Source organism: Erythrobacter sp. SG61-1L, assembly GCF_001305965.1.
In the GTDB taxonomy this organism is placed as follows: domain Bacteria; phylum Pseudomonadota; class Alphaproteobacteria; order Sphingomonadales; family Sphingomonadaceae; genus Andeanibacterium.
In genome coordinates this window covers 1,743,940-1,763,964 of the sequence record NZ_JXQC01000003.1, presented here as the reverse complement: position 1 = coordinate 1,763,964, position 20,025 = coordinate 1,743,940, and the positions used below count along the sequence as shown (strand labels likewise).

Sequence of the window (20,025 nt, the reverse complement as noted above, 5' to 3'; positions counted from 1 at the left end):
AGTCTTGCCCCCACTTCTGCCGTGGCCGGGCCATGCCGATTGACGGCAAGGCAGAATGTGCCATCGGTTTGCACAAACGGGGCAAGGCGGCGGGCGTGATCGGCAAGCTATTCGAAAACAGATCCAGCCGGGTGATCGCGGCGGGGCGCATTGCGCTGGCGCTGCTGTTCACCCTGTGGGTCTGGCTCGATGCGGAACAGCCGGTGCGGGGCGGTTCGCTGAGCTATGCACTACTGGCGGCCTATCTGGCCTTTGCCGTCGCCATGTTCCACATCGCCTGGGTGGACTGGTGGAGCGACTATCGGCTCACCATGCCTTCCTTCCTGGTGGACGTCGGCCTGTTCATGGCGGCGCTCTATTGCACCGAAGGCGGATCGGTCGATTTCGTCAGCGGCTATTTCGCCTTCTTCACTTTCATGACCATTTCGGCGGCCTTGCGCTGGAACTGGCGAGCCACTCTGGCCACGGCCGCTGGCCTCAGCCTGCTTTATCTGGCGATGGGCCTGTTCCTGCATGCGGATGAGCCGGACGGGATCGTCGCCACTTACATCCGCCGGGCGAGCTACATGATGGTTCTCTCGCTACTGGTCACATGGTTCACCCTGCAGCGGGCCGCGCCCATGGTCGCCCGGTTCGCGCCTGCACCGGCGGCGCAGGCGCTTTCTCCGTTCGAGGCTGCGCTGATCTACGTGATCGAGGCGAGCGGGGCGACAGGCGCGGCAATCGCCTGGGAAAGCGTGGAGGAACCGGGCGCGACCCTGCATGCGGCCGGGACACTGGCTGGCGGAGTACGGCATTTGCCGCCTGACACGCTGGACCTCGGCGCAGACGTTGCCCCAGCTCTGTTCGACTGTCTGCACCGGCGCGTCCTGCGCCTGCTGCCCGGTGGCAGGTTCGAACCCCTGCGCAACTCGGTGGGGCCTGAACTGGCGCGGCATCTTGGTCTGTCCGAAGGGCTGTGCTTCCCGATTTCCGGCACCACCGGCATCGGGCAGGTGGTGCTGACCGGCATTCCCGGCCTGTGCCGCGATCACCTCGAACTGTGCCGCGCGCTCGCCCGCGAGATCGGATACGGGATCGACGAGGAGGAAATCGCCTCGCTCGCCCGCGAGGCTTCCGCCAATCGCCTGCGCGGCAATATTGCGCGCGATCTGCATGACAGTGTGGCCCAGTCGCTCGCCGGGGCAGGCTATCGCCTCGCCTCGCTGCGCCACCGTGCGAAGGAAGGCAAGGATATTGCCCCGGAACTGGAGGCGGTGTCGCTCAGCCTGCGGGACGAGCAGGCCCATATCCGCGACATTATCGACCGGCTGCGTAGCGACGAGGTCAACCCCGGCATGCGCAATCTGGGAACGGAACTGGCGCGGCTGACGGGCGCGCTTTCCCGCCATTGGGACGTAGCCGTCCGGTTCGAGGACAGTGTCGAGGCATTGGTGCTGCCCGCGTGGCTTGCGTTCGAAATCCAGCAGTTGGTGCGTGAGGGCGTGGCCAATGCGATCCGCCATGGCGCGGCGCGGCATGTGCTGGTGCGTATCACCCGCCAGGGCAGTTCGATCGCGCTTGCTGTCGCGGATGATGGAAAAGGCTTTCCAGCAGGCGATGAAACGCGCATGCCGCGCTCTCTGGCCGAGCGAGTGGACGCGCTGGGTGGGACCATAAGGATCGCCTCCATGAAGGGCGATACCAGGATCGAGATCGAATTGCCTGTGGGAGGGCGTAAATGACCAGGATCGTGCTGGCGGACGATCATCCGTTCCTGCGCGCCGGCGTGGAAGAAGTTCTGCGCGGCTGCGGGATCGAAATTGCCGCCTCTGTAAATGACGGTGCGGCCGCTCTGGAAGCGGTCGAGAAGGAAAACCCCGATGTAGTGATCCTTGACGTGCGCATGCCCGGAATGGGCGGGGTGGCGGTGCTGGAGACCCTGCGGGCACGTGGAGACGAGCGGCCAGTGATCTTGCTGACGGCGGAACTCACCGATGCATCGCTGCTTTCGGCCGTGAAGGCCCGGGTGGACGGGATCGTGTTCAAGGACGGGGCTGAAAGCTCGCTCAGCGATGCAATCAAGGCCGTGCTGGCAGGCACCCGCTATATTGACCAGCCGCTGATCGAACGCGCGCTGGACCTTGCGATCGAACCGCCGCAGCAGGCGCGGCTTGCTCGCCTTTCGCCAAGGGAACAGCAGATCGCTGAAGCGGTCTCCGCCGGGCGCCGCAACCGCGACATTGCGGAGGAAATCGGCACTACCGAAGGCTCGGTAAAGGTCTACCTCCACCGCATCTACGAAAAGCTCGGCGTGGGGTCGCGCACGGAACTGGCGGTGCTGGTGCTGAAGGAAAAGGGCGGCTGAGCAGCGGGGCTTACCGCCCGGACTGCACCGTGTTATCGCTTCGGGCATGACCGCCGCGCTTACTCCGGCAGAAGCCGTCCGCCTTGTGGAGCAGAACCCTGCCGAAGCCGCCCGGCGCCTGCGCGAAGTGCTGGCCGCCGAACCTCGCAATGCCGGTGCATGGCGCCTCTTCGCCCGTGCGCTGCGGGCCAGCGGGCAGGAAGAAGACGCGGCCGAGGCCGAACTCGCCGGTGTTCGCGCCACTGCCTATGAGCCGGAGATGGTGGCCATCGCCGCTGCCATGCTGGAAAACGATCTGCCCCAGGCCGAAGCACGCCTGCGCCAACGGCTGAAGGCACAGCCCACCGACGTTGCAGCAATCCGTCTGATGGCTGAACTCGCCGCGCGGATCGGGCGGCTGCGCGATGCGGAAGCACTGCTGCGCCGCGCGCTGGAACTCGCGCCGGGCTTTCTGGTGGCGCGGGCCAATCTGGCCAGCGTGCTGAACAAGCAGCACCGCTATGCCGAAGCCATTGGCGAACTGGACGCGCTGGCCGCCGCCGGGGAGGAACTGGAAAGCCGCAATCTGCGCGCCGCCGTGCTCGGCCGGACAGGCGACTATGAAGAGGCAGCGCGGCTGTATGAGGAACTGACCCAGTCATTCCCCACCCATGCCCGAATCTGGATGAGCTATGGCCACGTCCTCAAGACGATCGGCAGGCAGGACGATGCGATTGCCGCCTATCGCCGGGCGCTGGATTGCCAGGCAGACCTTGGCGAAGTCTGGTGGAGCCTCGCCAATCTTAAGACAGTGAGCTTCAGCGATGGCGATGTGGCGGCCATGGAAGCGGCGCTGGCCAGTGACCCGCCCCCGGCCGAGGAAGATTTGCTCCACCTCCATTTCGCGCTGGGCAAGGCCTATGCGGACCGGGGCGATGCGGAGCCGGCCTTCGGCCACTATGCGCTGGGCAACGCCCTGCAATCGGCGCGTATCGGCCATGATCCGTCAAGCGTTTCCGCACAGGTCGACCGCATGATCGAGACCTTCACGCCTGCCTTCCTCGAAGCGCGGCGCGGGATGGGCGATCCGTCTCCCGATCCGGTGTTCATCCTGGGCTTGCCGCGCGCCGGCTCCACCCTGATCGAGCAGATCCTTGCCAGCCACTCGCAGGTGGAGGGCACGATGGAACTGCCTGACATCCCCGCCATGGCCATGCGCGAAGCGCGCGCGGCGGGTTTGCGTCCGGCGGACTGGCCTGCAGCTGCTGCGGCGATGGACGAAAAGAAGCTGGCTGCACTGGGCGCCGAGTTCCTTGATCGCACCCGCATTCAGCGCAAGACGGGCAAGCCCTTCTATATCGACAAACTGCCGAACAACTGGGCCTATGCCGGGTTCATCCATCTGATTCTGCCCAATGCGAAGATCATCGACGCGCGGCGCCATCCGATGGATTGCTGCTTCTCCAACTACCGCCAGCATTTTGCCAAGGGGCAGGGCTTTACCTACGATCTGGAGCATATCGGCCGCTATTATGCGGATTATGTCAGGGCGATGGACCATTATGACCGGGTGCTGCCGGGCCGCATCCACCGTGTGATTCACGAGGAATTGTTGGACGACCCGGAAGGACAGGTGCGCGCCATGCTCGATTATCTCGGTCTGCCCTTCGAGGAAGCCTGCCTGGAGTTCCATCGCAACCGCCGGGCGGTGCGCACGGCCTCCAGCGAACAGGTTCGCCGCCCGATCAATCGCGATGGTGTGGGGCAGTGGCTTCCCTATGAAAAATGGCTCGATCCGCTGAAGGATTCGCTGGGTGACCTTACGGAAACCTACGCTCAGCGCACCGGGGGCATTGTTACGCCCTGAAGACCTCCTGTGGCAGAAATGTCATAGTTCCCAAGAATTGGTTTCGCCTGCGACGACTGCCTTCGATTGCACTATTGTCAACGGCCGGGAAAACTGGCGCATTCGCTCCTGCAGCATCCGCTCAAGAGGGGTCTAAGATGCGTATTCTCGCTACATCCAGCCGCCGCCATATGGCTATCGCGCTTTTCGCTACCACTTCGCTGGTCGCGGTGACTCCGGTTGCCGCTCAGGAAGACGATAGCGGTGCCATCATCGTTACCGCGCAGAAGCGCGAACAGAACCTGCAGGACGTTCCTGCCTCGGTCACTGCGCTCGGCACCGAAAAGCTCGACGAGCTGCAGGTGAACGATCTTCAGGACGTGGTGAAGTTCCTCCCCTCGGTCACGGTGCAGAGCGCCGGGCCGGGCTTCTCGCAGGTCTATTTCCGCGGTGTTGCCTCGGGTGAGAACGCCAACCACTCGTCCTCGCTGCCCACCGTGGGCACTTATCTGGACGAAATGCCCATCACGACCATTCAGGGCGCGCTGGATATTCACGCCTATGACCTTGCCCGTGTCGAGGCGCTCGCCGGGCCGCAGGGCACGCTCTACGGCGCCAGCTCGATGGCCGGCACGATCAAGATGGTCACCAACAAGCCCGATTACGGCGCCACTTATGGTGCGGTCGATCTGGAGCTGAACACGGTGACCAGCGGCGGCGTCGGCGGGATTGCCGAAGGCTTCGTGAACCTCCCGCTTGCCGAGAATGCGGCCGCGCGCCTCGTGGCATGGTATCGCAAGGATGCCGGCTATATCGACAATATCCCCGGCTCGCGCGTCTATCCCTCGCTGGAAGCCAATTACGGCACGGCTGCTGCTACGCAGACCAACGCACCCTATGTGAAGGAAGACTATAACGACGCGGAAACCTACGGTGCCCGCCTCGCGCTGGGTATCGAACTGGACGATAACTGGACCATCCGCCCGACCGTGATGGGCCAGGTCCAGAACACCAATGGCAGCTTCGCGGAAGAGCGTAGCAGCGCGGTGACCGGCCACTATCAGACGGTGCAGTACAATCCGGAATGGAGCGAGGACAAGTGGCTCCAGGCGGCATTGACCATCGAAGGCAAGATCGGCAGCTGGGATCTGGTCGCGACCGGTGGCCATTTGTGGCGCGACGATGAAGTGGTGTCGGACTATTCCGACTACGCGTACTTCTACGACTCGCTCTATTACGCACTCTACGGGTCGGGCTATATCGTCACGGACAACAATGGCGATCAGGTCAGCCCCAACCAGTATATTCAGGGCGGGGACAAGTACCGCCGCCTGTTCGGCGAACTGCGCGTCGCCTCGCCTGCCGACGCTCCGCTGCGTTTCATCGGCGGCATCTTCGGCCAGCGTCAGGTCCACTACATCACCCAGCACTACATCATCGACGATATTGCCGATGACATTCAGGTGCCCGGTACGGACGATAATATCTGGCTGACCGCGCAGAAGCGTGTCGATCGCGACGTGGCCGCTTTCGGCGAACTGAGCTATGACGTAACCGACCGGCTGACGCTGACCGGCGGCATCCGCGTCTATTACTACAAGAACTCGCTCGAAGGCTTCTTCGGCTACAATAATCCGGGCTTCAGCTCGAACCCGCAATATCTCTGTGCCGCACCGTCCACCGTGCCGGGCGCGCCCTGCAACAATCTCGACAAGTCGACTTCCGACACGGACTTCATCCACAAGCTGAACGCGACCTACAAGATCAGCGACGATGTGATGGTCTATGCCACCTGGTCGCGCGGTTTCCGTCCGGGCGGCATCAACCGTCGCGGTACGCTGCCGCCTTACGGCCCGGATACGCTCGACAATTATGAAATCGGGTGGAAGACCCAGTTCGGCCCGGTCACCTTCAACGGTGCGATCTATCAGGAAGACTGGACCGACATTCAGCTGTCCTTCCTGGGTGCGAACGGCCTTACCGAAATCCGCAATGCCGGCCTTGCCCGCATTCGCGGCATCGAAGGCGATTTCACCTATTCGCACAAGGGCCTGACCGTCTCGCTCAGCGGCAGCTACAATGATGCCCAGATCACGCGGGACTTCTGCGTGATCGCCAATGAGGACTTCGACTGCACTGTGCCGGTCGGCAACGATCTGCTGGCTCCGGCCGGAACGCGCCTGCCGGTGACGCCGGAATTCAAGGGCAATGCCATCGTCCGCTATGAATTCCCGCTGGGCAGCTGGGATGGCCATGTGCAATTCGCGGCGAGCCATATCGGCAAGCGGCGGAACGATCTGCGCACTGCGGAGAACGCCTTCCTGGGCGATCTTGGCGCTTACACCACGGCGGATGTCAGCATCGGTGTGAAGAACGATTCCTATCGCGTGGAACTGTTCGCCACCAATCTGTTCAACGCCCATGGCGTAATCAACAGCGGCACATCCTGCCTCGAAAGCGTCTGCGGCGATGCCCTCGGCCTGACGGCCGGCGGCGGTGTGTTCAACGATTACGTCATCAAGCCCCGGCTGGTCGGCATCAAGGTAGGTGCCGATTTCTAATCCAGCCGTAACGGGAAGGGGGAATGACGCAGGATAGCCCGGGGCCGGGCCGCAAGCTCGGCCTGATGGCAGCCATCGCGCTGGTCATGGGCAACATGATCGGTTCGGGCGTCTTCCTCCTGCCTGCAAGCCTCGCGCCCTATGGCTGGAATGCCGTGGGCGGGTGGATCTTCACGATCGGCGGGGCGCTCGTCCTCGCCTTTCTCCTTGCCCGCCTTACCCGCGCCGTGCCGCATGCGGGCGGGGCAACCGGCTTCGTCGAGGAAGCCTTTGGCGAAGTGCCTGCCTTCCTGATCGGCTGGATTTATCTCGTCTCGATCTGGACCACCGTGGTCGCCATTGCGGTGGCGGCGGTGAGCTATCTTTCCAGCATCGTGCCTGCCCTGTCCGCCGGGACGGGGCGCCCCGCCATTGCGGCTCTGGTACTGCTTTGGGCGATGACGCTGATCAACCTGCGCGGCACGCGGGCAGCGGGCGGTTTCCAGATCGTCACCCTTGCGCTCAAGGTCGTGCCGCTGGTGGTGGTGATTGCCATTGCGGGCGGATTGCTGCTGTTCGGCGGCGGCGAGATCGCACCCTATCAGCCAGAGGCGATCAGCTTCGGGCAGGTGAGCGGGGCGGCGACGCTCACCCTCTGGGCATTGCTCGGCTTCGAATGCGCCAGCCTGGCCGCGGCGCGGGTGGAGAACCCGGAAGTCAATGTTCCGCGCGCCACGCTGTGGGGCACCGGGCTGACGGGCGTGCTCTATCTGCTGGTCTGTTCGGCCATCGCACTGATGCTGCCGGCGGACATAGCCGCTGCATCGCCCGCGCCGTTTTCCACTTTTGTCGAGCGGTACTGGGCGCCGGGGCCAGCGGCGGCGGTGGCGGTGTTTGCGGTGATCAGCTGCGTGGGTGCGCTCAATGGCTGGGTGCTGTTGCAGGGTGAATTGCCGCGCGACATGGCATCGCGCGGATTGCTGCCGCGCCGCTTTGCCGCAACCGACGCGCGGGGCACGCCGCGCAGGGCGCTGATTGTCTCATCGGTGCTGGCCAGCCTGTTCGTGCTGATGAATGCCAGCAAGTCCATGCAGGGCCTGTTCGAGTTCCTGCTGCTGCTGGCCACTTCCGCAACGCTATGGCTCTACCTCGCCTGCTCGCTGGCGGCCCTGAAGCTGGGCGTCGCCCGCGCCTTTGCCGTGGTGGGGATTGCCTATTCGCTCTGGACCCTGTGGGGCGCCGGGGTTGAGGCCAGTGCGCTCAGCCTCGTGCTGATGCTGGCGGGCTTGCCGGTCTGGTGGTGGTCCCGGCGGGAGGGAAGGGCGGCTTAAGGGGCGCCATTGCGGCACCCACCAAGGCCGCCATCCTGAGCGGGCGTTGAGAGAGGGTTTTCTACCCCAGCAAACTGTCCAGCCACTTTTCCGCCAGTTCCTCCGCCTCGGATCGGGTGAAGGGCGCATCGCCCAGCGAGAGTTCCAGCCACAGCCCGTCGATCAGCGCCGTGAGCGCGACGGAGGCCAGCCGCGTATCGGGCAGGGCGGGGCGGTATTCGCGGATCAACCCCTCCAGCCCGGCGCGGAAATCGCCATAGACCTCTGCCCGGACGCCGGCGATGGCCGGATCGCTGCGGGTCAGGCTCCAGAAGGCGACATAGCTGGCCAGCAATTCGGGCGAGGCAATGGGCGGGCGGAAACTGGCGGTGAGATAGGCCAGCAGCCTTGTGCGCGGATCGGCTCGGGCATCCGCCACTGCGGCTTCCAGCGCATCGGCGATCTGGCGCCCGGTCCAGCGATAGGTTTCCGCGATCGCATCGGACACGCCCGCGAAATAGTGGCGCAGCAGGCCGGGGGAGACGCCCGCTTCTGCGCAGATGGTCCGCACCGATACGCCCGCCGCGCCTTTTTCCGCCAGACAGCGGGCCGTCGCCTCGATCAGGCTCTGCCGGCGTTCATCGGGCGCGGCGCGGGTGAATGTGGCTTGCCGGGCACTCATAGGCTTGTTATACGAACGTATAGCAAGGAAGGTGGCATGGCAACTCTCTCCCTCGATCAAAGCCGTAATGACGATCCGCTGGAAGGCTGGAGCCTGCCTGCCTGGACCTATCACGATCAGGAATTCTTCGAGCTGGAGAAGGAACGCGTGTTTGCATCGTCATGGCAGGTGGTCTGCCATGAAAGCGACATTCCGAATACCGGCGATTGGCACGGCCTCGATTATATCGGGGAAAGTGTGATCGTGGTGCGCGGCAAGGATGGGCAGGTGCGCGCCTTCACCAATGTGTGCCGCCATCGCGGATCGCGCATTGTCGATGGATCGAGCGGCTGTGCGAAGAAGCTGGTCTGCCCCTATCACGCATGGGTTTACGAACTGGACGGCAAGCTGACCGGCGTGCCCGACAGCCCTTCCTATCCCGGCCTCGACAAGAGCCGCCACGGCCTCGCGCCGGTGAGCATGGAAATCTGGCGCGGCTTCATTTTCGTCCGTCTCAAAGACGAGGGCCCTTCGGTCGCAAACATGATGGCCCCTTACGAAGCGATGGTTGCGCCCTATCGTTTTGAGGAACTGAAGGCGCTTGGCCGTGTGACGATGCGTCCGCGCGATGTGAACTGGAAGAATATCGGCGATAATTACTCCGATGGCCTGCACATCCCGGTGGCCCATCCCGGCCTCACCCGGCTGTTCGGCAAGAGCTATGGCGTGGAAGCCAGCACCCATGTGGATCGCATGTGGGGCGATATGGAGGAACGCCCTTCGGACAATTGGTCCGAACGGTTCTATCAGCGCCTGCTGCCGCCCGTGCCGCATTTGCCGGAAGCGAACCAGCGCCACTGGCTCTATTTCAAGCTCTGGCCGAACGTGGCGTTCGACATCTACCCCGATCAGGTGGACTTCATGCAGTGGCTGCCCATCAGTCCCACCACCAGCCTGATCCGCGAAATCAGCTATGTGCTGGACGATGACCGGCGGGAAATGCGCGCCGCGCGCTATCTCAACTGGCGCATCAACCGGCTGGTGAATGCGGAAGACACTGCCCTGATCACCCGCGTGCAGGAAGGGATGAGCTCGCGCAGCTTCTCCATGGGCCCGCTGTCCGACAAGGAAGTGTGCCTGCGCCATTTCTGCGCCCGCATGCGTGACATCATCCCCGAGGCCCGCCTCGAACAGCAGCCCGAACGAGGCTGGAGCTACGCCCGGTAAAGCCGGCACCCTACGGAGAAGCGAATGACCAAGCGTTACGATGCCGTCATCATCGGCGCGGGCCATAATGGCCTGACCTGTGCCTTCTATCTCGCCCAGGCGGGGCTGAAGGTGCGCATTGTGGAGCGACGCAACGTAGTGGGCGGCGCGGCGGTGACCGAGGAGTTCCACCCCGGCTTCCGCAATTCGGTGGCCAGCTACACTGTCAGCCTGCTGCAGCCCAAGGTCATCCGCGACATGCGGCTGGAAGATCATGGCTATCGCGTGATCGAACGGCCGATCTCCAATTTCCTGCCGCAGGAAGATGGCGACTATCTGAAGCTGGGCGGCGGGCTGGAACGGACGCAGGCGGAGTTTCGCAAGTTTTCCGAACATGATGCCAATGTCCTGCCCGATTATTACGATGCGCTGGAAACCGTGGCCGAAGTGCTGCGCGGCCTTGCGCTGAAATCCCCGCCAAATGTCGGCGAAGGCTTCCGCACCCTGATCGACGGCGCCCTGCAGGGCAGGGGGCTGGCCAAGCTCACGCTCAGCCAGAAGCGCGACGTGCTGGACCTGTTCACCAAATCCGCCCGCAGCTTCCTGGACAGCTGGTTTGAGAGCGAGGCCGTGAAGGCCGCCTTCGGGTTTGACGCTGTGGTGGGCAATTACGCTTCGCCCGATACGCCGGGCAGCGCCTATGTGTTGCTGCACCACGTCTTCGGTGAAGTGAACGGCAAGAAGGGCGCATGGGGCCATTCGGTGGGCGGCATGGGCCAGATCACCCAGATCATGGCCAAGGTCTGCGAGGCCTGCGGGGTGGAGATCAGCCTCGAAAGCCCCGTGGCGCAAGTGTTGGTGGATGGCGAGAAGGCGGCTGGCGTGCGGCTCGAAAGCGGCGAGGAAATCGCAGCATCCCGCGTGATCGCCAATGTCGGCCCGCGTCTGCTTTATGACCGGCTGGTCGCCCCGTCTGACCTGACGCTGGAATTCCGCCGAAGGATGAAGGGCTTCAAGGCCGGTTCGGGCACGTTCCGCATGAATGTGGCCCTGTCCGAACTGCCCAACTTCACTTGCCTGCCGGGTGTGGGGGAGCATCACCAGTCCGGCATTATCCTGGCACCGACGCTGGATTACATGGACGAGGCCTTCCTCGATGCGAAGCGTTACGGCTGGTCGAAGAAGCCGATCGTGGAAATGCTGATCCCTTCCACCGTGGACCCGACGCTGGCGCCCGAAGGGCAGCATGTGGCCAGCCTGTTCTGCCAGCAATTCGCGCCCGAACTGCCCGATGGCCGCAGCTGGGACGACGAGCGGGAAGCCGCGGCGGACTGCATCATCGATACGGTGGAAGCCCATGCGCCGGGCTTCAGGGCCAGCGTTATCGCCCGCCAGATTCATTCGCCGCTGGACCTTGAACGCAAGTTCGGCCTGATCGGCGGGGACATCATGCATGGCAATATGAGCCTCGACCAATTGTGGTCGGCCCGTCCGGTGCTGGGCCATGGTTCCTATCGCGGGCCGATCAAGGGCCTCTATATGTGCGGCGCGGGCACTCATCCGGGCGGCGGGGTGACCGGCGCGCCGGGCCATAATTGCGCGCAGGTGGTGATCGGCGACAAGGGCGGTTACGGCCGGTTCCTCTGAACGGAGGCGCCACCAAGTCCGGGCAAGGGTGACGCGGAAAGGCCCGCGAAACCCTGTGACCTTCCGCCCCCGTCGCGGGGCGGAAGCGAGGCCCGGTCAAGCCGTGCCAGATGGCCCAGAAGCGCGGAATTGTCCGCCTTGCGCATCGTGCCGACATGCTGCCCGCGATAGGTCACCGGTTTCAGCAGGCCGAACAGGGCGCGCTGCACGCGTTCCTCGATTGTGACCTTCCGCCTGCCGCCCTCCGGCGCGCCGCGCAGCCTGCGGCGCAGCACGGCATCCCATGCGGCGGCAAAGCTGTCCGCACCGGGCCTTGCCCGCAGGCGATAGGCCGTCTCCCGCGCCATCTTCACGCGCTGCGCGGCCTTGGCGACGCAGCGCGTGATGGCCAGAGCGGCAAGGAAGGCAGCCTGCCGGGCAGGCGTCCAGCCATCGGCACGCGCGCGCAGCGGCACGGGGGAGAAGGCCGGAACCCGTGCATGGCGGGCGCGGCGGGGCGATCTGCGGGGATAATGCTTCATCCGCCAGTCTAGGGCAGATTTTGGCGATGTAGGAAAATGGTTTTTGAGGGTGGGTCGGCCAGTGAGGCCCAGTGCTCACAAACCCCGCTCGTCCTGAGCCTGTCGAAGGACGCGCGCTGGCACTTGCCTCGAGCGCTGGTTGATAGGTGCCCAGCCCAACCCTTTCCCGTGTCCTTCGACAGGCTCAGGATGAGCGGGTGTGGGTGGGTTGGAGTGGTGCGTTTCCATCTTCGTCATTCCCGCGAAAGCGGGAACCCAGCAGCAACCGTCGAACTGGGTTCCCGCTTTCGCGGGAATGACGAAAGCGGGCGAGCTACCCCTACTTATACCGCACGCCTTCCTTGATAACCCCGCTCACGCTTTCCAGCACCCGCACATCCTGCAGCGGATCGCCCTGCACCGCGATGATATCCGCCGACTTGCCCGGCGCGATAGTGCCGAATTCCGCTTCCTTGCCCATCAGCGTGGCCGCATCCACCGTGGCGGAGCGGATGGCCTGCAGCGGACTCATCCCCCATTTGACCATATAGGCGAACTGGCGCGCATTCATGCCGTGGGGATAGACGCCGGCATCGGTGCCATATCCGATCTTCACCCCCATCTTCACGGCCTTGGCGAAGCGTTCGCGCTGGGCAAGGGTGGTGTCGCGGTTCTTCTGCAGGGCTTCCTCGGGCCAGCCCTCGGCCGTGCCGGTCTCGTCGATATAATCGCCGTTGAACACGTCCATCACCAGCCAGACGCCCTTGTCCTTGGCCATCTGCAGCCCTTCATCGTCGATCAGGCTGGCATGTTCGATGGAATGGGCCCCGGCGCGGATCGCGGCCTTCAGCCCTTCGGCGCCATGGGCATGGGCCGTGGCGTAGGAACCGTGGGCCTTCGCCACTTCCACCGCGGCGCGCATCTGGTCTTCCGTCAATTCCGGGGCGTTCACATCGGTGTTGAGCGCCAGCACGGCGCCGGTGGCGATCAGCTTGAGGAAATCGACCCCATGGTCGAACAGATATTCCGCCTTCTGCCGCGTTTCTTCAGGCGTGGAAGATACGCCCAGCCGCATGTCCGGCGGAAGCTGGTCGTTCGGCATCACGCCGTTCAGCTCGCCCCCGCCGCCGGGCGTGGTGATATAGCCGCCAGCCACGAACATGCGCGGGCCGGGCACCCAGCCAGCCTCGATCCCGTCGCGCAGGGCAACGTCGGTCAGCCCGCGATAGGTGCCCACGTCGCGCACGGTGGTGAAGCCCGCCAGCAGAGTGGTCCAGGCATGGTTCGCGCCCAGCAGGGCCGTGGCCGGGGGCGATGTCTTGATCGGGGCGGCAGTGTCCGCGCTTTCGGTAACGTCCGCCAGATGCGTGTGCAGGTCGATCAGGCCGGGCAGCACCGTATAGGCGCTCCAGTCCACTTTCTCGGCCCCGGCAGGGGTGGCCCCGCAGGCTTCGATCCGCACGATCTTGCCCGCATCGGTCAGGATGCACTGGCCGGAAAGTTCCTGCCCGCTTTCGACATCCAGCAGCTTGCCCGCGGCCACGTAGAGCGGCTGGGCGGCAGCCGGGGAAGCGAGGAAGGGCAGGGCGGATGCGGCAAGCGCCAGAATGCTGTGCTTCATGAAGGCGGAGGCTATCGCGAAGTGCCGTGCAGGGCCAGTTATTTTACGACTGTTCAACAAAGCATGCGCTGCGGGCATTTTGGACTTTGTCAAATGCGCTTGGCTCCCCCCGGATTTCGGTTAAGCTCCCCGGCAAAACAAAAGGGGAGAGTGCCATGTCTGGCAGGACACTGGTTACATTGCTTGCATTCGCCAGCCTTGCGGCGGGCGTTCCGGCCCTTGCCCAGCAGAGCGAGGAGGAAGTGGGCGTGCCGCCCGCCAAGCAGGCCGGGTGGAAAGTGCCGCGTACATCATGGGGCGATCCGGACCTGCGCGGGACATGGCCGCTCGATCTCGGCAATACGCCGATGCAACGTTCCCCCCGTTTCGGCACGCGCAAGCTGATGACCGAGGAGGAATTCCAGCAGGCGGATGAAACCGCCACCCAATTGCGCGGGCTGGCCGATCAGGAAGATCAGGCCAACAAGCTGGGTTCCGGCAATTGGTTCGAAAGAGGGCGCGCCCTGCGCCAGACATCGCTGATCGTCGAACCCGCCGATGGCCGCATCCATATGAACGAGGAAGGCCAGCGCCGGGCGGCGGGGATGAAAAGCAGCTGGTCGGAAAAGGAATTCGACGGGCTGGACGATTTCAACTCGCTCGATCACTGCATCACGCGCGGCCTGCCTTCCAGCATGATCCCGTTCCCCTACAATAATGGCGTGCGCATCTTCCAGTCGCCCGGATATGTGGTGATCAATCTGGAGCTGGTGCATGAAACGCGGATCATCCCGGTGGACGGCACGCCGCAATTGCCCGGCGCGCTGCGCCCCTGGCTCGGCTCTTCCCGCGGGCATTGGGATGGCGATACGCTGGTGGTGGAAACGCGCAATTTCAACGGCAAGGTGCCGATGGTGATCGTGGGGCCGACCAATCAGCCGGTGCCCACCAGCACCTCCATGAGCATGGTGGAACGCTTCACTCCCGTCTCGCCGGACCAGATCTATTACGAAGCCTGGATCGAGGACCCGGAAGTGCTGGCCCAGCCCTTCAAGATGGGCTTCCCCTGGCGGCGCGACGACAGCTACCAGCCGTTCGAATATGCCTGCCACGAAGGCAATACGCTGGTGCGCGGCTATATCCTGTCCACCAGCCCGCGTTATGCGGAATACCGGCGGGAGCGGGGCGGGGAGTGAGAATGCAGTATAGGGGGCTTTTGGCGTTATGTGCGGGCAGCATCGCGTTGACGGGAGTGAGCGCACAGACCGAGACGGAGCGGGTTGCAACCCAGTTTCTCAAGCCATGGGAGCGGCCGAAGAGCTATTTCGAACCGCCGCCAGTCTATCCTAAATATAAGAAATACGGGAAGAAACACTGGCAGAAGATCACGTTTTTCACCCCGAAGTCTCCCGGGCCACACCCTGTGGTCATCGCGCTCGGAGGTGTGGGTAGCGACTGGTTTCCTTATCGCCTTGTGGAAGCAGGATACGCTCTTGCGGTTCTGCCGAATGTGAATGCGCCTTGGCCCAAGCCGGAAGAGACGATCGGTAATTTCACCGATGGAATCTCCTATCTGCGGGATCACGCTGCGGAACTGAACATTGATCCTGAAAATACGGCATTGTTCGGCGGTCAGACAGCCGCACTGTTGGCAACCGATCCCGAATTCCTGACTTCTGCGGGCATACCGTTCGATTCCGTCAGGGCGGCAGTGATTCCCGAAAGCAAAGCATTCGATCTTCCCGCACAGGCGGCAGAAAGCGATTATCTGAAGAACTGGTATAGCAGGATTTACGGGAAGGATCAGGCGCGCCTCGTCCGCTTTTCGGCCGCGTCCCATGTGCAAAAACCGAATGCCCCGGCTTTCCTCTTCATGGCTTCGAAAGATTTCAAGGAGGCGACGGAACAGTCGACAAAGATGGCCCAGATGCTGGCGGAGCAGGGGACGGATGCTCGTTTCGTGGAACTGCCGGCGTTCCTGCCCAAGGCCCGCAATACCTACTTCCTTGCAGAGCCTGAGGGTTCAGGAAAGGAATTGATTCCGTTCCTCAACGAAGTGTTGGGCAGTTCCAAGGTCGAGCCACGGCCCTAACCTTCAAGCTCACCGCTTCGGCGCCAGCTTGCCCAGCATCCGCCCCAGCCAGTTCCGCAGGGGTTCGCGGTGGAGGCAGAAGCCGCCCGCCACGCCGATCACCGCGCCCAGCACTGTATCGGCAAAGCGGGCCACAATCAGCGGAGTGGCGTTGGTGTGGCCCAGTGTGGATGCCTCTGCCAGCAGGATCGCCAGCGGGGTGATGAACACGGCCGCCAGCGCATAATGGCGCACGATGATCGTCTCCACGCAGAAGGTCAGCAGCGCGATGGCCAGCGCCAGATGCCATGGCTCGGAGATGAAATGCAGCAGCAGCCATACCGCGCCCAGCCCGGCGAAGGTGCCCACGATGCGCTGCAACTGGCGTAGCCACACCGCGCGCAGCGTCGCCCCCTGCAACACGGCGATGCAGCTGATCGGCACCCAATAGGGCTTCTCGAACCCCAGCAGCTCCGCAAGGCCGAGCGAGAGGCCCACGAAGGCCGCCACGATCACGGCAGGCACTACCACTTCGCCCATCAGTTCTTCCGGCGGCGGTTGCAGCGGCAGCGGATCGCGATGGCGCAGGATATGCAGCGAATAGAAGAAGGCGATGCACACGGCCCCGATGCTGCCCAGCGCGAAGACGCCCAGATGCTGCGGCAGTTCGGCCAGAGTGCCGGGCGCATAGGCGCCGATGGCCGCCGTCATCACGAAGAACAGCGGGCCGGGCGGCCCCACCCGGTAATAGCGGCAGGCCATGGTCACCAGCAGCGCCACAGCCGCGATCAGCGGCACACGCGCGGCAGGCACGACATGGCCGATCTGCCCGAAGGCATAGCAGGCCATCATGGCGCAGGCGGCGGACATCACGGCGACCATCCGCAGGTCCAGCCGCGTGCGCGGCAGATAGACGATGGTCATCGCCCCGATGGAAGCCAGCGCACCAAAGCCGATCTCACCGATCAGTGCCCCCACCAGCACCGGCATGCCGGAAGCGAGCGCAATAGCGAAAGGCAGTTCCCACGGCCTGTCACTCTCCCGCCCGGCAAATACATCCGCCACCTCGCGCCGCAGCAGCGAGGGGAGGGACGGGCGCGGGGTTTCGGCATCGGGCATTGGGGGTGGTTTATGCGGGAAGGACGCCGGGGTCCATGGTGGCCAACAGATGCGTCCTTCGGCAGAGGCTTGCGGATGGCGCCCGGCTCAATTAGTCACGTCGAATGGATAGGCAATAGCTATCCTGTAAGGATTGTGGGTGCGGCAATAGCCGCTTGTACGCGAGCATCAGCTCCCGCCTTGGCCGGCAATTGCGTCGGTGCGTACCGCATTGATTTTCAATCAATTGTGGTGTGCATTTATGGCAAAAATTCAGAAAATCAGGCACAGTCGTTTTGTTTCGCAGCAGGGCAAGTGCTTCTACTGTCAGCAGCCGATGTGGGAAGGCAATCCTGAGGTGTTCGCCCGGGACTATCATCTTTCACACAGGCAGGCCGAGTTTCTTCGCTCGACAGCGGAACATCTCGTCGCAAGGTCAGAGGGTGGAGGTAATTCTGCCTCCAACATTGTTGCCGCCTGCCATTTCTGTAACTCGCGAAGGCACTGGGGCCGAACTGCGCTGGCACCTGAAAGTTACGCCCGCAAGGTCCGCGCACGTCTGGCAAAGGGAAAGTGGCATGGTCTGCTCGTGCTTCCGTTCGAAGCACAAGGGGGCAGTGCGAGCATTTCGCCGGAGGCCTGCCCCATCGACATTCCAACCGCCAGGCAAAGCCAGAGCATGTCTGGCTGACCCATTGCTGAGCCTTCTTCCGTCCCCAAACGAAAAACGCCCCGAGGTTTCCCCCGGGGCGTTTTGCTTTCAGCCTTTGGGCTGGATCAGAAGATGCGCACGGCCACTTCGGCGGGAGCGTCGAGATATTCTTCGAGCTGGCCGTCGAGCTTGAGCAGGGTCAGCGAGGCGCCGGCCATTTCGAGGCTGGTGCAATATTCGCCGACATAGTTGCGGACCACGGTGAGACCGGCCTGCTCTGCACGTTCATGCGCGCGGGCATAGAGCACGTAGAGTTCGCTGATCGGCGTGCCGCCCAGGCCGTTGATCATCAGGGCCACACGGTCGCCCGAGGTGTAGGGCAGATCCTGCGCCACGGCGTCGAACAGTTCGTCGGTGATGGCGTCGGCGTTCTTGATCTTGTCGCGGCGGCGGCCCGGTTCGCCATGGATGCCGATGCCGACTTCCATTTCGTCGTCGCCGATTTCGAAGATCGCGGTGCCCTTTGCCGGGGGAATGCAGCTGGTCAGCGCAACGCCCATGGTGCGGACATTGGCGTTCACCTTTTCGGCAACGGCCAGCACGGTGTCGAGATCGGCACCGGCTTCGGCGGCGGCGCCGCAAGCCTTGATGACGAAGAAGTTGCCGGCCACGCCGCGGCGGCCCACGGTGTAGAGGCTGTCTTCCACCGAGACGTCATCGTTGATGATGAACTGCTTGACCTTGATGCCTTCGGCTTCGGCCATTTCGCAGGCCATGTCCCATGCCATGCGGTCGCCCTGGTAGTTGTTCACCAGAACCAGCACGCCGGCATCGGTGGCAACCGACTTGATGGTTTCATAGCAGGCATCCACCGGCGGAGCGGCGAAGACGGGGCCCTGGCACGCGGCCGAGAGCATGCCCGGGCCGACAGCCATGATGTGTGCCGGTTCGTGGCCCGAGCCGGAACCCTGAACCACCGAAACCTTGTTTTCCGCTGGGCGATCCGTGCGCTTGATCAGCTGGAATTCGGGGATGAATTCGAGCAGGCCCGGATTGGCCAGCAGCACGCCCTTCATGAATTCGGGCACGAAGTTGGCGGGTTCATTGACGAATTTCTTCATGAGATATTCCTCTCCGTGGAATAGACGAATGAGATCAGCGGTTCAGTTCTGCGGCGGTGGGGGTGTAATCCACGCCGTAATGCTTGCACCAGTCGTACAGGATGGTGGCGACGCCCACGATGCCCGGATCGGGGGTGTTGGCGCTACGCTCGCCCACCTGGCTGGCGCGGCCGCGATGGGCCACCAGATTGCGGGTTTCGTCGATGGCCTTGTCGGCCACTTCGGTTACAGCCTTCAGCATGGCGGCAGCGTCGCCTGCGGGGGCCAGTTCCTTCATCTTTTCGGCAATCGGGATCAGCGCGTCGAGCAGGGTCTTGTCGCCCAGCTTGGCGCCGCCGCGGGCCATGATGCCTTCAACGGCCGCATTGACCATGGCGGCCAGTTCTTCCAGCGACACGCTGGTCTTGTCCTTGCTGGCCATGCCCGCCTTCATGAAGCCGGTGCCCCAGATCGGGCCGGAGCTGCCGCCGACATGCTTGGAACAGAGCATGCTGATCTTGAGCAGCATGGCGCCGATGGCGCTCTTGTCCAGGGTCGGCAGGTCGGCCTTGATGACCTTGAAGCCGGTGGCCAGCGAGGTGCCGAAATCGCCGTCGCCGGCAAGGCCGTCGAGGTCCGAGAAATAGATTTCGTTGCGGATGACCGTGTCCGACGCGACGTCGATTGCCTGTTCAACCTGCTCGATCGTGATTTCCGTCATGTGTCCTTCTCCCCCTCAGGCGGCGGCTTGTGCGGCCAGCCGGCCCAGGTCTTCAATGGTGATGTTGATGTTCGGCGCATCGCCCAGTTCGGGCACGACCTGCACCGCCTCGGCGAAATCTTCTTCCATCGTATAGGTGCTGGTGGTGATCAGCGTGGGCAGGCCCGCGCCGGTTGCGGCCAGCAAGCCGTTGCGGCTGTCTTCGATCACGATGCAATCGCCGGCCGGAAGGCCCAGCGTTTCCAGCGCCAGTAGATAGATATCGGGCGCGGGCTTCTTCTTGGCCACCACATCGCCTGCATGGACGAATTCGAAGGCGGCCTTGCGTTCGGCCCCGAACAGATCGAGCACTGCGTCGATGAACTTGGGGTTCGACGTGGTGCACACGCCCAGGCGCACGCCTGCTTCGATCGCTTCGTCCACGATGCGCAGGATGCCGGGGCGAACCGGCAGTTCTGTGACGATTTCGGAAGTGATGCGCGTCTTCGTCTTGTGCAGATCGATGATCAGCGCGTCCTTCGCCTCATCCGTATCGGCGCCTTCGGGCCAGCCGAATTCGTCGAAATAGGCGCGCATGCGTTCCTTGCCGCCGGCCACCAGCAGCAGGCGGCCATAGAGATCGACATCCCATTCGGCGTCGATTCCATGTTCCGCAAAGGCGCGGTTGAAGCCCACGCGGTGCGCGTCACGTTCAGTATCGACGAGCACGCCGTCGCAATCGAAAATCAGTGCCTTGACCATGTCCGA

17 protein-coding genes are annotated in these 20,025 nt (G+C 63.6%); 10 read left to right on the top strand and 7 right to left on the bottom strand.

What is annotated here, in order from left to right; all coding sequences use genetic code 11:
- Positions 1-32 precede the first annotated feature (32 nt).
- The 5 genes from SZ64_RS09005 (at position 33) to SZ64_RS08985 (ending at position 8,043) form a co-directional block, all read left to right on the top strand.
- Positions 33-1,724, top strand: a complete 1,692-nt coding sequence (locus SZ64_RS09005) for a histidine kinase (RefSeq protein ID WP_054530511.1) — start codon at positions 33-35, stop codon at positions 1,722-1,724.
- Complete coding sequence (locus SZ64_RS09000; protein WP_054530510.1) at positions 1,721-2,347, top strand: response regulator transcription factor; 627 nt, start codon at positions 1,721-1,723, stop codon at positions 2,345-2,347. Before SZ64_RS09005 ends, SZ64_RS09000 begins: the two co-directional genes overlap by 4 nt.
- A gap of 46 nt (positions 2,348-2,393) precedes the next feature.
- Positions 2,394-4,193 (top strand): tetratricopeptide repeat-containing sulfotransferase family protein, encoded by a 1,800-nt coding sequence (locus tag SZ64_RS08995; protein WP_054530509.1) that lies wholly within the window; start codon positions 2,394-2,396, stop codon positions 4,191-4,193.
- A 137-nt stretch (positions 4,194-4,330) separates the two neighbouring features.
- Positions 4,331-6,733 carry a TonB-dependent receptor gene (locus tag SZ64_RS08990; RefSeq protein ID WP_054530508.1) on the top strand — a complete coding sequence of 801 codons (2,403 nt, stop codon included), beginning with the start codon at positions 4,331-4,333 and terminating at the stop codon, positions 6,731-6,733.
- A 23-nt stretch (positions 6,734-6,756) separates the two neighbouring features.
- Positions 6,757-8,043, top strand: a complete 1,287-nt coding sequence (locus SZ64_RS08985; RefSeq protein ID WP_054530507.1) for an amino acid permease — start codon at positions 6,757-6,759, stop codon at positions 8,041-8,043.
- Positions 8,044-8,104: 61 nt separating this feature from the next.
- Here the strand turns inward: SZ64_RS08985 and SZ64_RS08980 are convergent, their stop codons facing one another.
- Positions 8,105-8,704: a TetR family transcriptional regulator C-terminal domain-containing protein gene (locus SZ64_RS08980; RefSeq protein ID WP_054530506.1), complete on the bottom strand. Its 600-nt coding sequence runs from the start codon at positions 8,702-8,704 to the stop codon at positions 8,105-8,107.
- Between the two features lie 36 nt (positions 8,705-8,740).
- On the opposite strand from SZ64_RS08980, the gene SZ64_RS08975 reads away from it, so the two are divergent.
- Complete coding sequence (locus SZ64_RS08975; RefSeq protein WP_054530505.1) at positions 8,741-9,910, top strand: aromatic ring-hydroxylating dioxygenase subunit alpha; 1,170 nt, start codon at positions 8,741-8,743, stop codon at positions 9,908-9,910.
- Positions 9,911-9,934: 24 nt separating this feature from the next.
- The gene (locus SZ64_RS08970; protein ID WP_054530504.1) at positions 9,935-11,536 is read left to right on the top strand and encodes an NAD(P)/FAD-dependent oxidoreductase; all 1,602 of its coding nucleotides are present in this window, start codon (positions 9,935-9,937) and stop codon (positions 11,534-11,536) included.
- Here the strand turns inward: SZ64_RS08970 and SZ64_RS08965 are convergent.
- Together SZ64_RS08965 and SZ64_RS08960 are read right to left on the bottom strand one after the other, a co-directional pair.
- Complete coding sequence (locus SZ64_RS08965) at positions 11,518-12,057, bottom strand: hypothetical protein (RefSeq protein ID WP_054530503.1); 540 nt, start codon at positions 12,055-12,057, stop codon at positions 11,518-11,520. The two genes, SZ64_RS08970 and SZ64_RS08965, sit on opposite strands and share 19 nt — an antisense overlap.
- 319 nt (positions 12,058-12,376) lie before the next feature.
- Entirely contained in the window at positions 12,377-13,657 is a 1,281-nt protein-coding gene (locus SZ64_RS08960) for an amidohydrolase family protein (RefSeq protein WP_054530502.1), read from the bottom strand.
- Positions 13,658-13,812: 155 nt separating this feature from the next.
- Here SZ64_RS08960 and SZ64_RS08955 point away from each other — a divergent pair, with 155 nt between their 5' ends.
- The gene (locus SZ64_RS08955) at positions 13,813-14,832 is read left to right on the top strand and encodes a hypothetical protein (protein WP_156313587.1); all 1,020 of its coding nucleotides are present in this window, start codon (positions 13,813-13,815) and stop codon (positions 14,830-14,832) included.
- A gap of 56 nt (positions 14,833-14,888) precedes the next feature.
- Positions 14,889-15,728, top strand: coding sequence for a hypothetical protein (locus tag SZ64_RS08950; protein ID WP_054530500.1), 840 nt, complete (start codon positions 14,889-14,891; stop codon positions 15,726-15,728).
- Between the two features lie 9 nt (positions 15,729-15,737).
- Here SZ64_RS08950 and SZ64_RS08945 read toward each other — a convergent pair whose 3' ends face one another.
- Entirely contained in the window at positions 15,738-16,826 is a 1,089-nt protein-coding gene (locus SZ64_RS08945) for an FUSC family protein (protein WP_054530499.1), read from the bottom strand.
- Positions 16,827-17,025: 199 nt separating this feature from the next.
- Here SZ64_RS08945 and SZ64_RS18565 point away from each other — a divergent pair, with 199 nt between their 5' ends.
- On the top strand, positions 17,026-17,496 hold the full coding sequence (locus tag SZ64_RS18565) for an HNH endonuclease (RefSeq protein ID WP_199797071.1): 471 nt from the start codon (positions 17,026-17,028) through the stop codon (positions 17,494-17,496).
- Between the two features lie 86 nt (positions 17,497-17,582).
- Here SZ64_RS18565 and dhaK read toward each other — a convergent pair whose 3' ends face one another.
- Genes dhaK through SZ64_RS08930 form a run of 3 tightly spaced genes read right to left on the bottom strand, consistent with a single transcriptional unit; the run spans position 17,583 to position 20,019 of the window.
- Entirely contained in the window at positions 17,583-18,578 is a 996-nt protein-coding gene (gene dhaK / locus SZ64_RS08940) for a dihydroxyacetone kinase subunit DhaK (protein ID WP_054530498.1), read from the bottom strand.
- A gap of 34 nt (positions 18,579-18,612) precedes the next feature.
- A complete protein-coding gene (dhaL, locus tag SZ64_RS08935; RefSeq protein ID WP_054530497.1) occupies positions 18,613-19,278 on the bottom strand; it encodes a dihydroxyacetone kinase subunit DhaL in 666 nt (221 codons plus the stop codon).
- A 15-nt stretch (positions 19,279-19,293) separates the two neighbouring features.
- Positions 19,294-20,019: an HAD-IA family hydrolase gene (locus tag SZ64_RS08930; RefSeq protein ID WP_054530496.1), complete on the bottom strand. Its 726-nt coding sequence runs from the start codon at positions 20,017-20,019 to the stop codon at positions 19,294-19,296.
- Between the last annotated feature and the right edge of the window lie 6 nt (positions 20,020-20,025).

Coding starts and splice junctions, on each gene's coding strand:
- SZ64_RS08975 (WP_054530505.1), top strand. CDS start 8,741: ATGGCAACTCTCTCCCTCGATCAAAGCCGTAATGACGATCCGCTGGAA.
- dhaK (WP_054530498.1), bottom strand. CDS start 18,578: ATGAAGAAATTCGTCAATGAACCCGCCAACTTCGTGCCCGAATTCATG.
- SZ64_RS08995 (WP_054530509.1), top strand. CDS start 2,394: ATGACCGCCGCGCTTACTCCGGCAGAAGCCGTCCGCCTTGTGGAGCAG.
- dhaL (WP_054530497.1), bottom strand. CDS start 19,278: ATGACGGAAATCACGATCGAGCAGGTTGAACAGGCAATCGACGTCGCG.
- SZ64_RS09005 (WP_054530511.1), top strand. CDS start 33: ATGCCGATTGACGGCAAGGCAGAATGTGCCATCGGTTTGCACAAACGG.
- SZ64_RS08960 (WP_054530502.1), bottom strand. CDS start 13,657: ATGAAGCACAGCATTCTGGCGCTTGCCGCATCCGCCCTGCCCTTCCTC.
- SZ64_RS08930 (WP_054530496.1), bottom strand. CDS start 20,019: ATGGTCAAGGCACTGATTTTCGATTGCGACGGCGTGCTCGTCGATACT.
- SZ64_RS08970 (WP_054530504.1), top strand. CDS start 9,935: ATGACCAAGCGTTACGATGCCGTCATCATCGGCGCGGGCCATAATGGC.
- SZ64_RS08945 (WP_054530499.1), bottom strand. CDS start 16,826: ATGCCCGATGCCGAAACCCCGCGCCCGTCCCTCCCCTCGCTGCTGCGG.
- SZ64_RS08990 (WP_054530508.1), top strand. CDS start 4,331: ATGCGTATTCTCGCTACATCCAGCCGCCGCCATATGGCTATCGCGCTT.
- SZ64_RS08955 (WP_156313587.1), top strand. CDS start 13,813: ATGTCTGGCAGGACACTGGTTACATTGCTTGCATTCGCCAGCCTTGCG.
- SZ64_RS08985 (WP_054530507.1), top strand. CDS start 6,757: ATGACGCAGGATAGCCCGGGGCCGGGCCGCAAGCTCGGCCTGATGGCA.
- SZ64_RS08965 (WP_054530503.1), bottom strand. CDS start 12,057: ATGAAGCATTATCCCCGCAGATCGCCCCGCCGCGCCCGCCATGCACGG.
- SZ64_RS09000 (WP_054530510.1), top strand. CDS start 1,721: ATGACCAGGATCGTGCTGGCGGACGATCATCCGTTCCTGCGCGCCGGC.
- SZ64_RS08980 (WP_054530506.1), bottom strand. CDS start 8,704: ATGAGTGCCCGGCAAGCCACATTCACCCGCGCCGCGCCCGATGAACGC.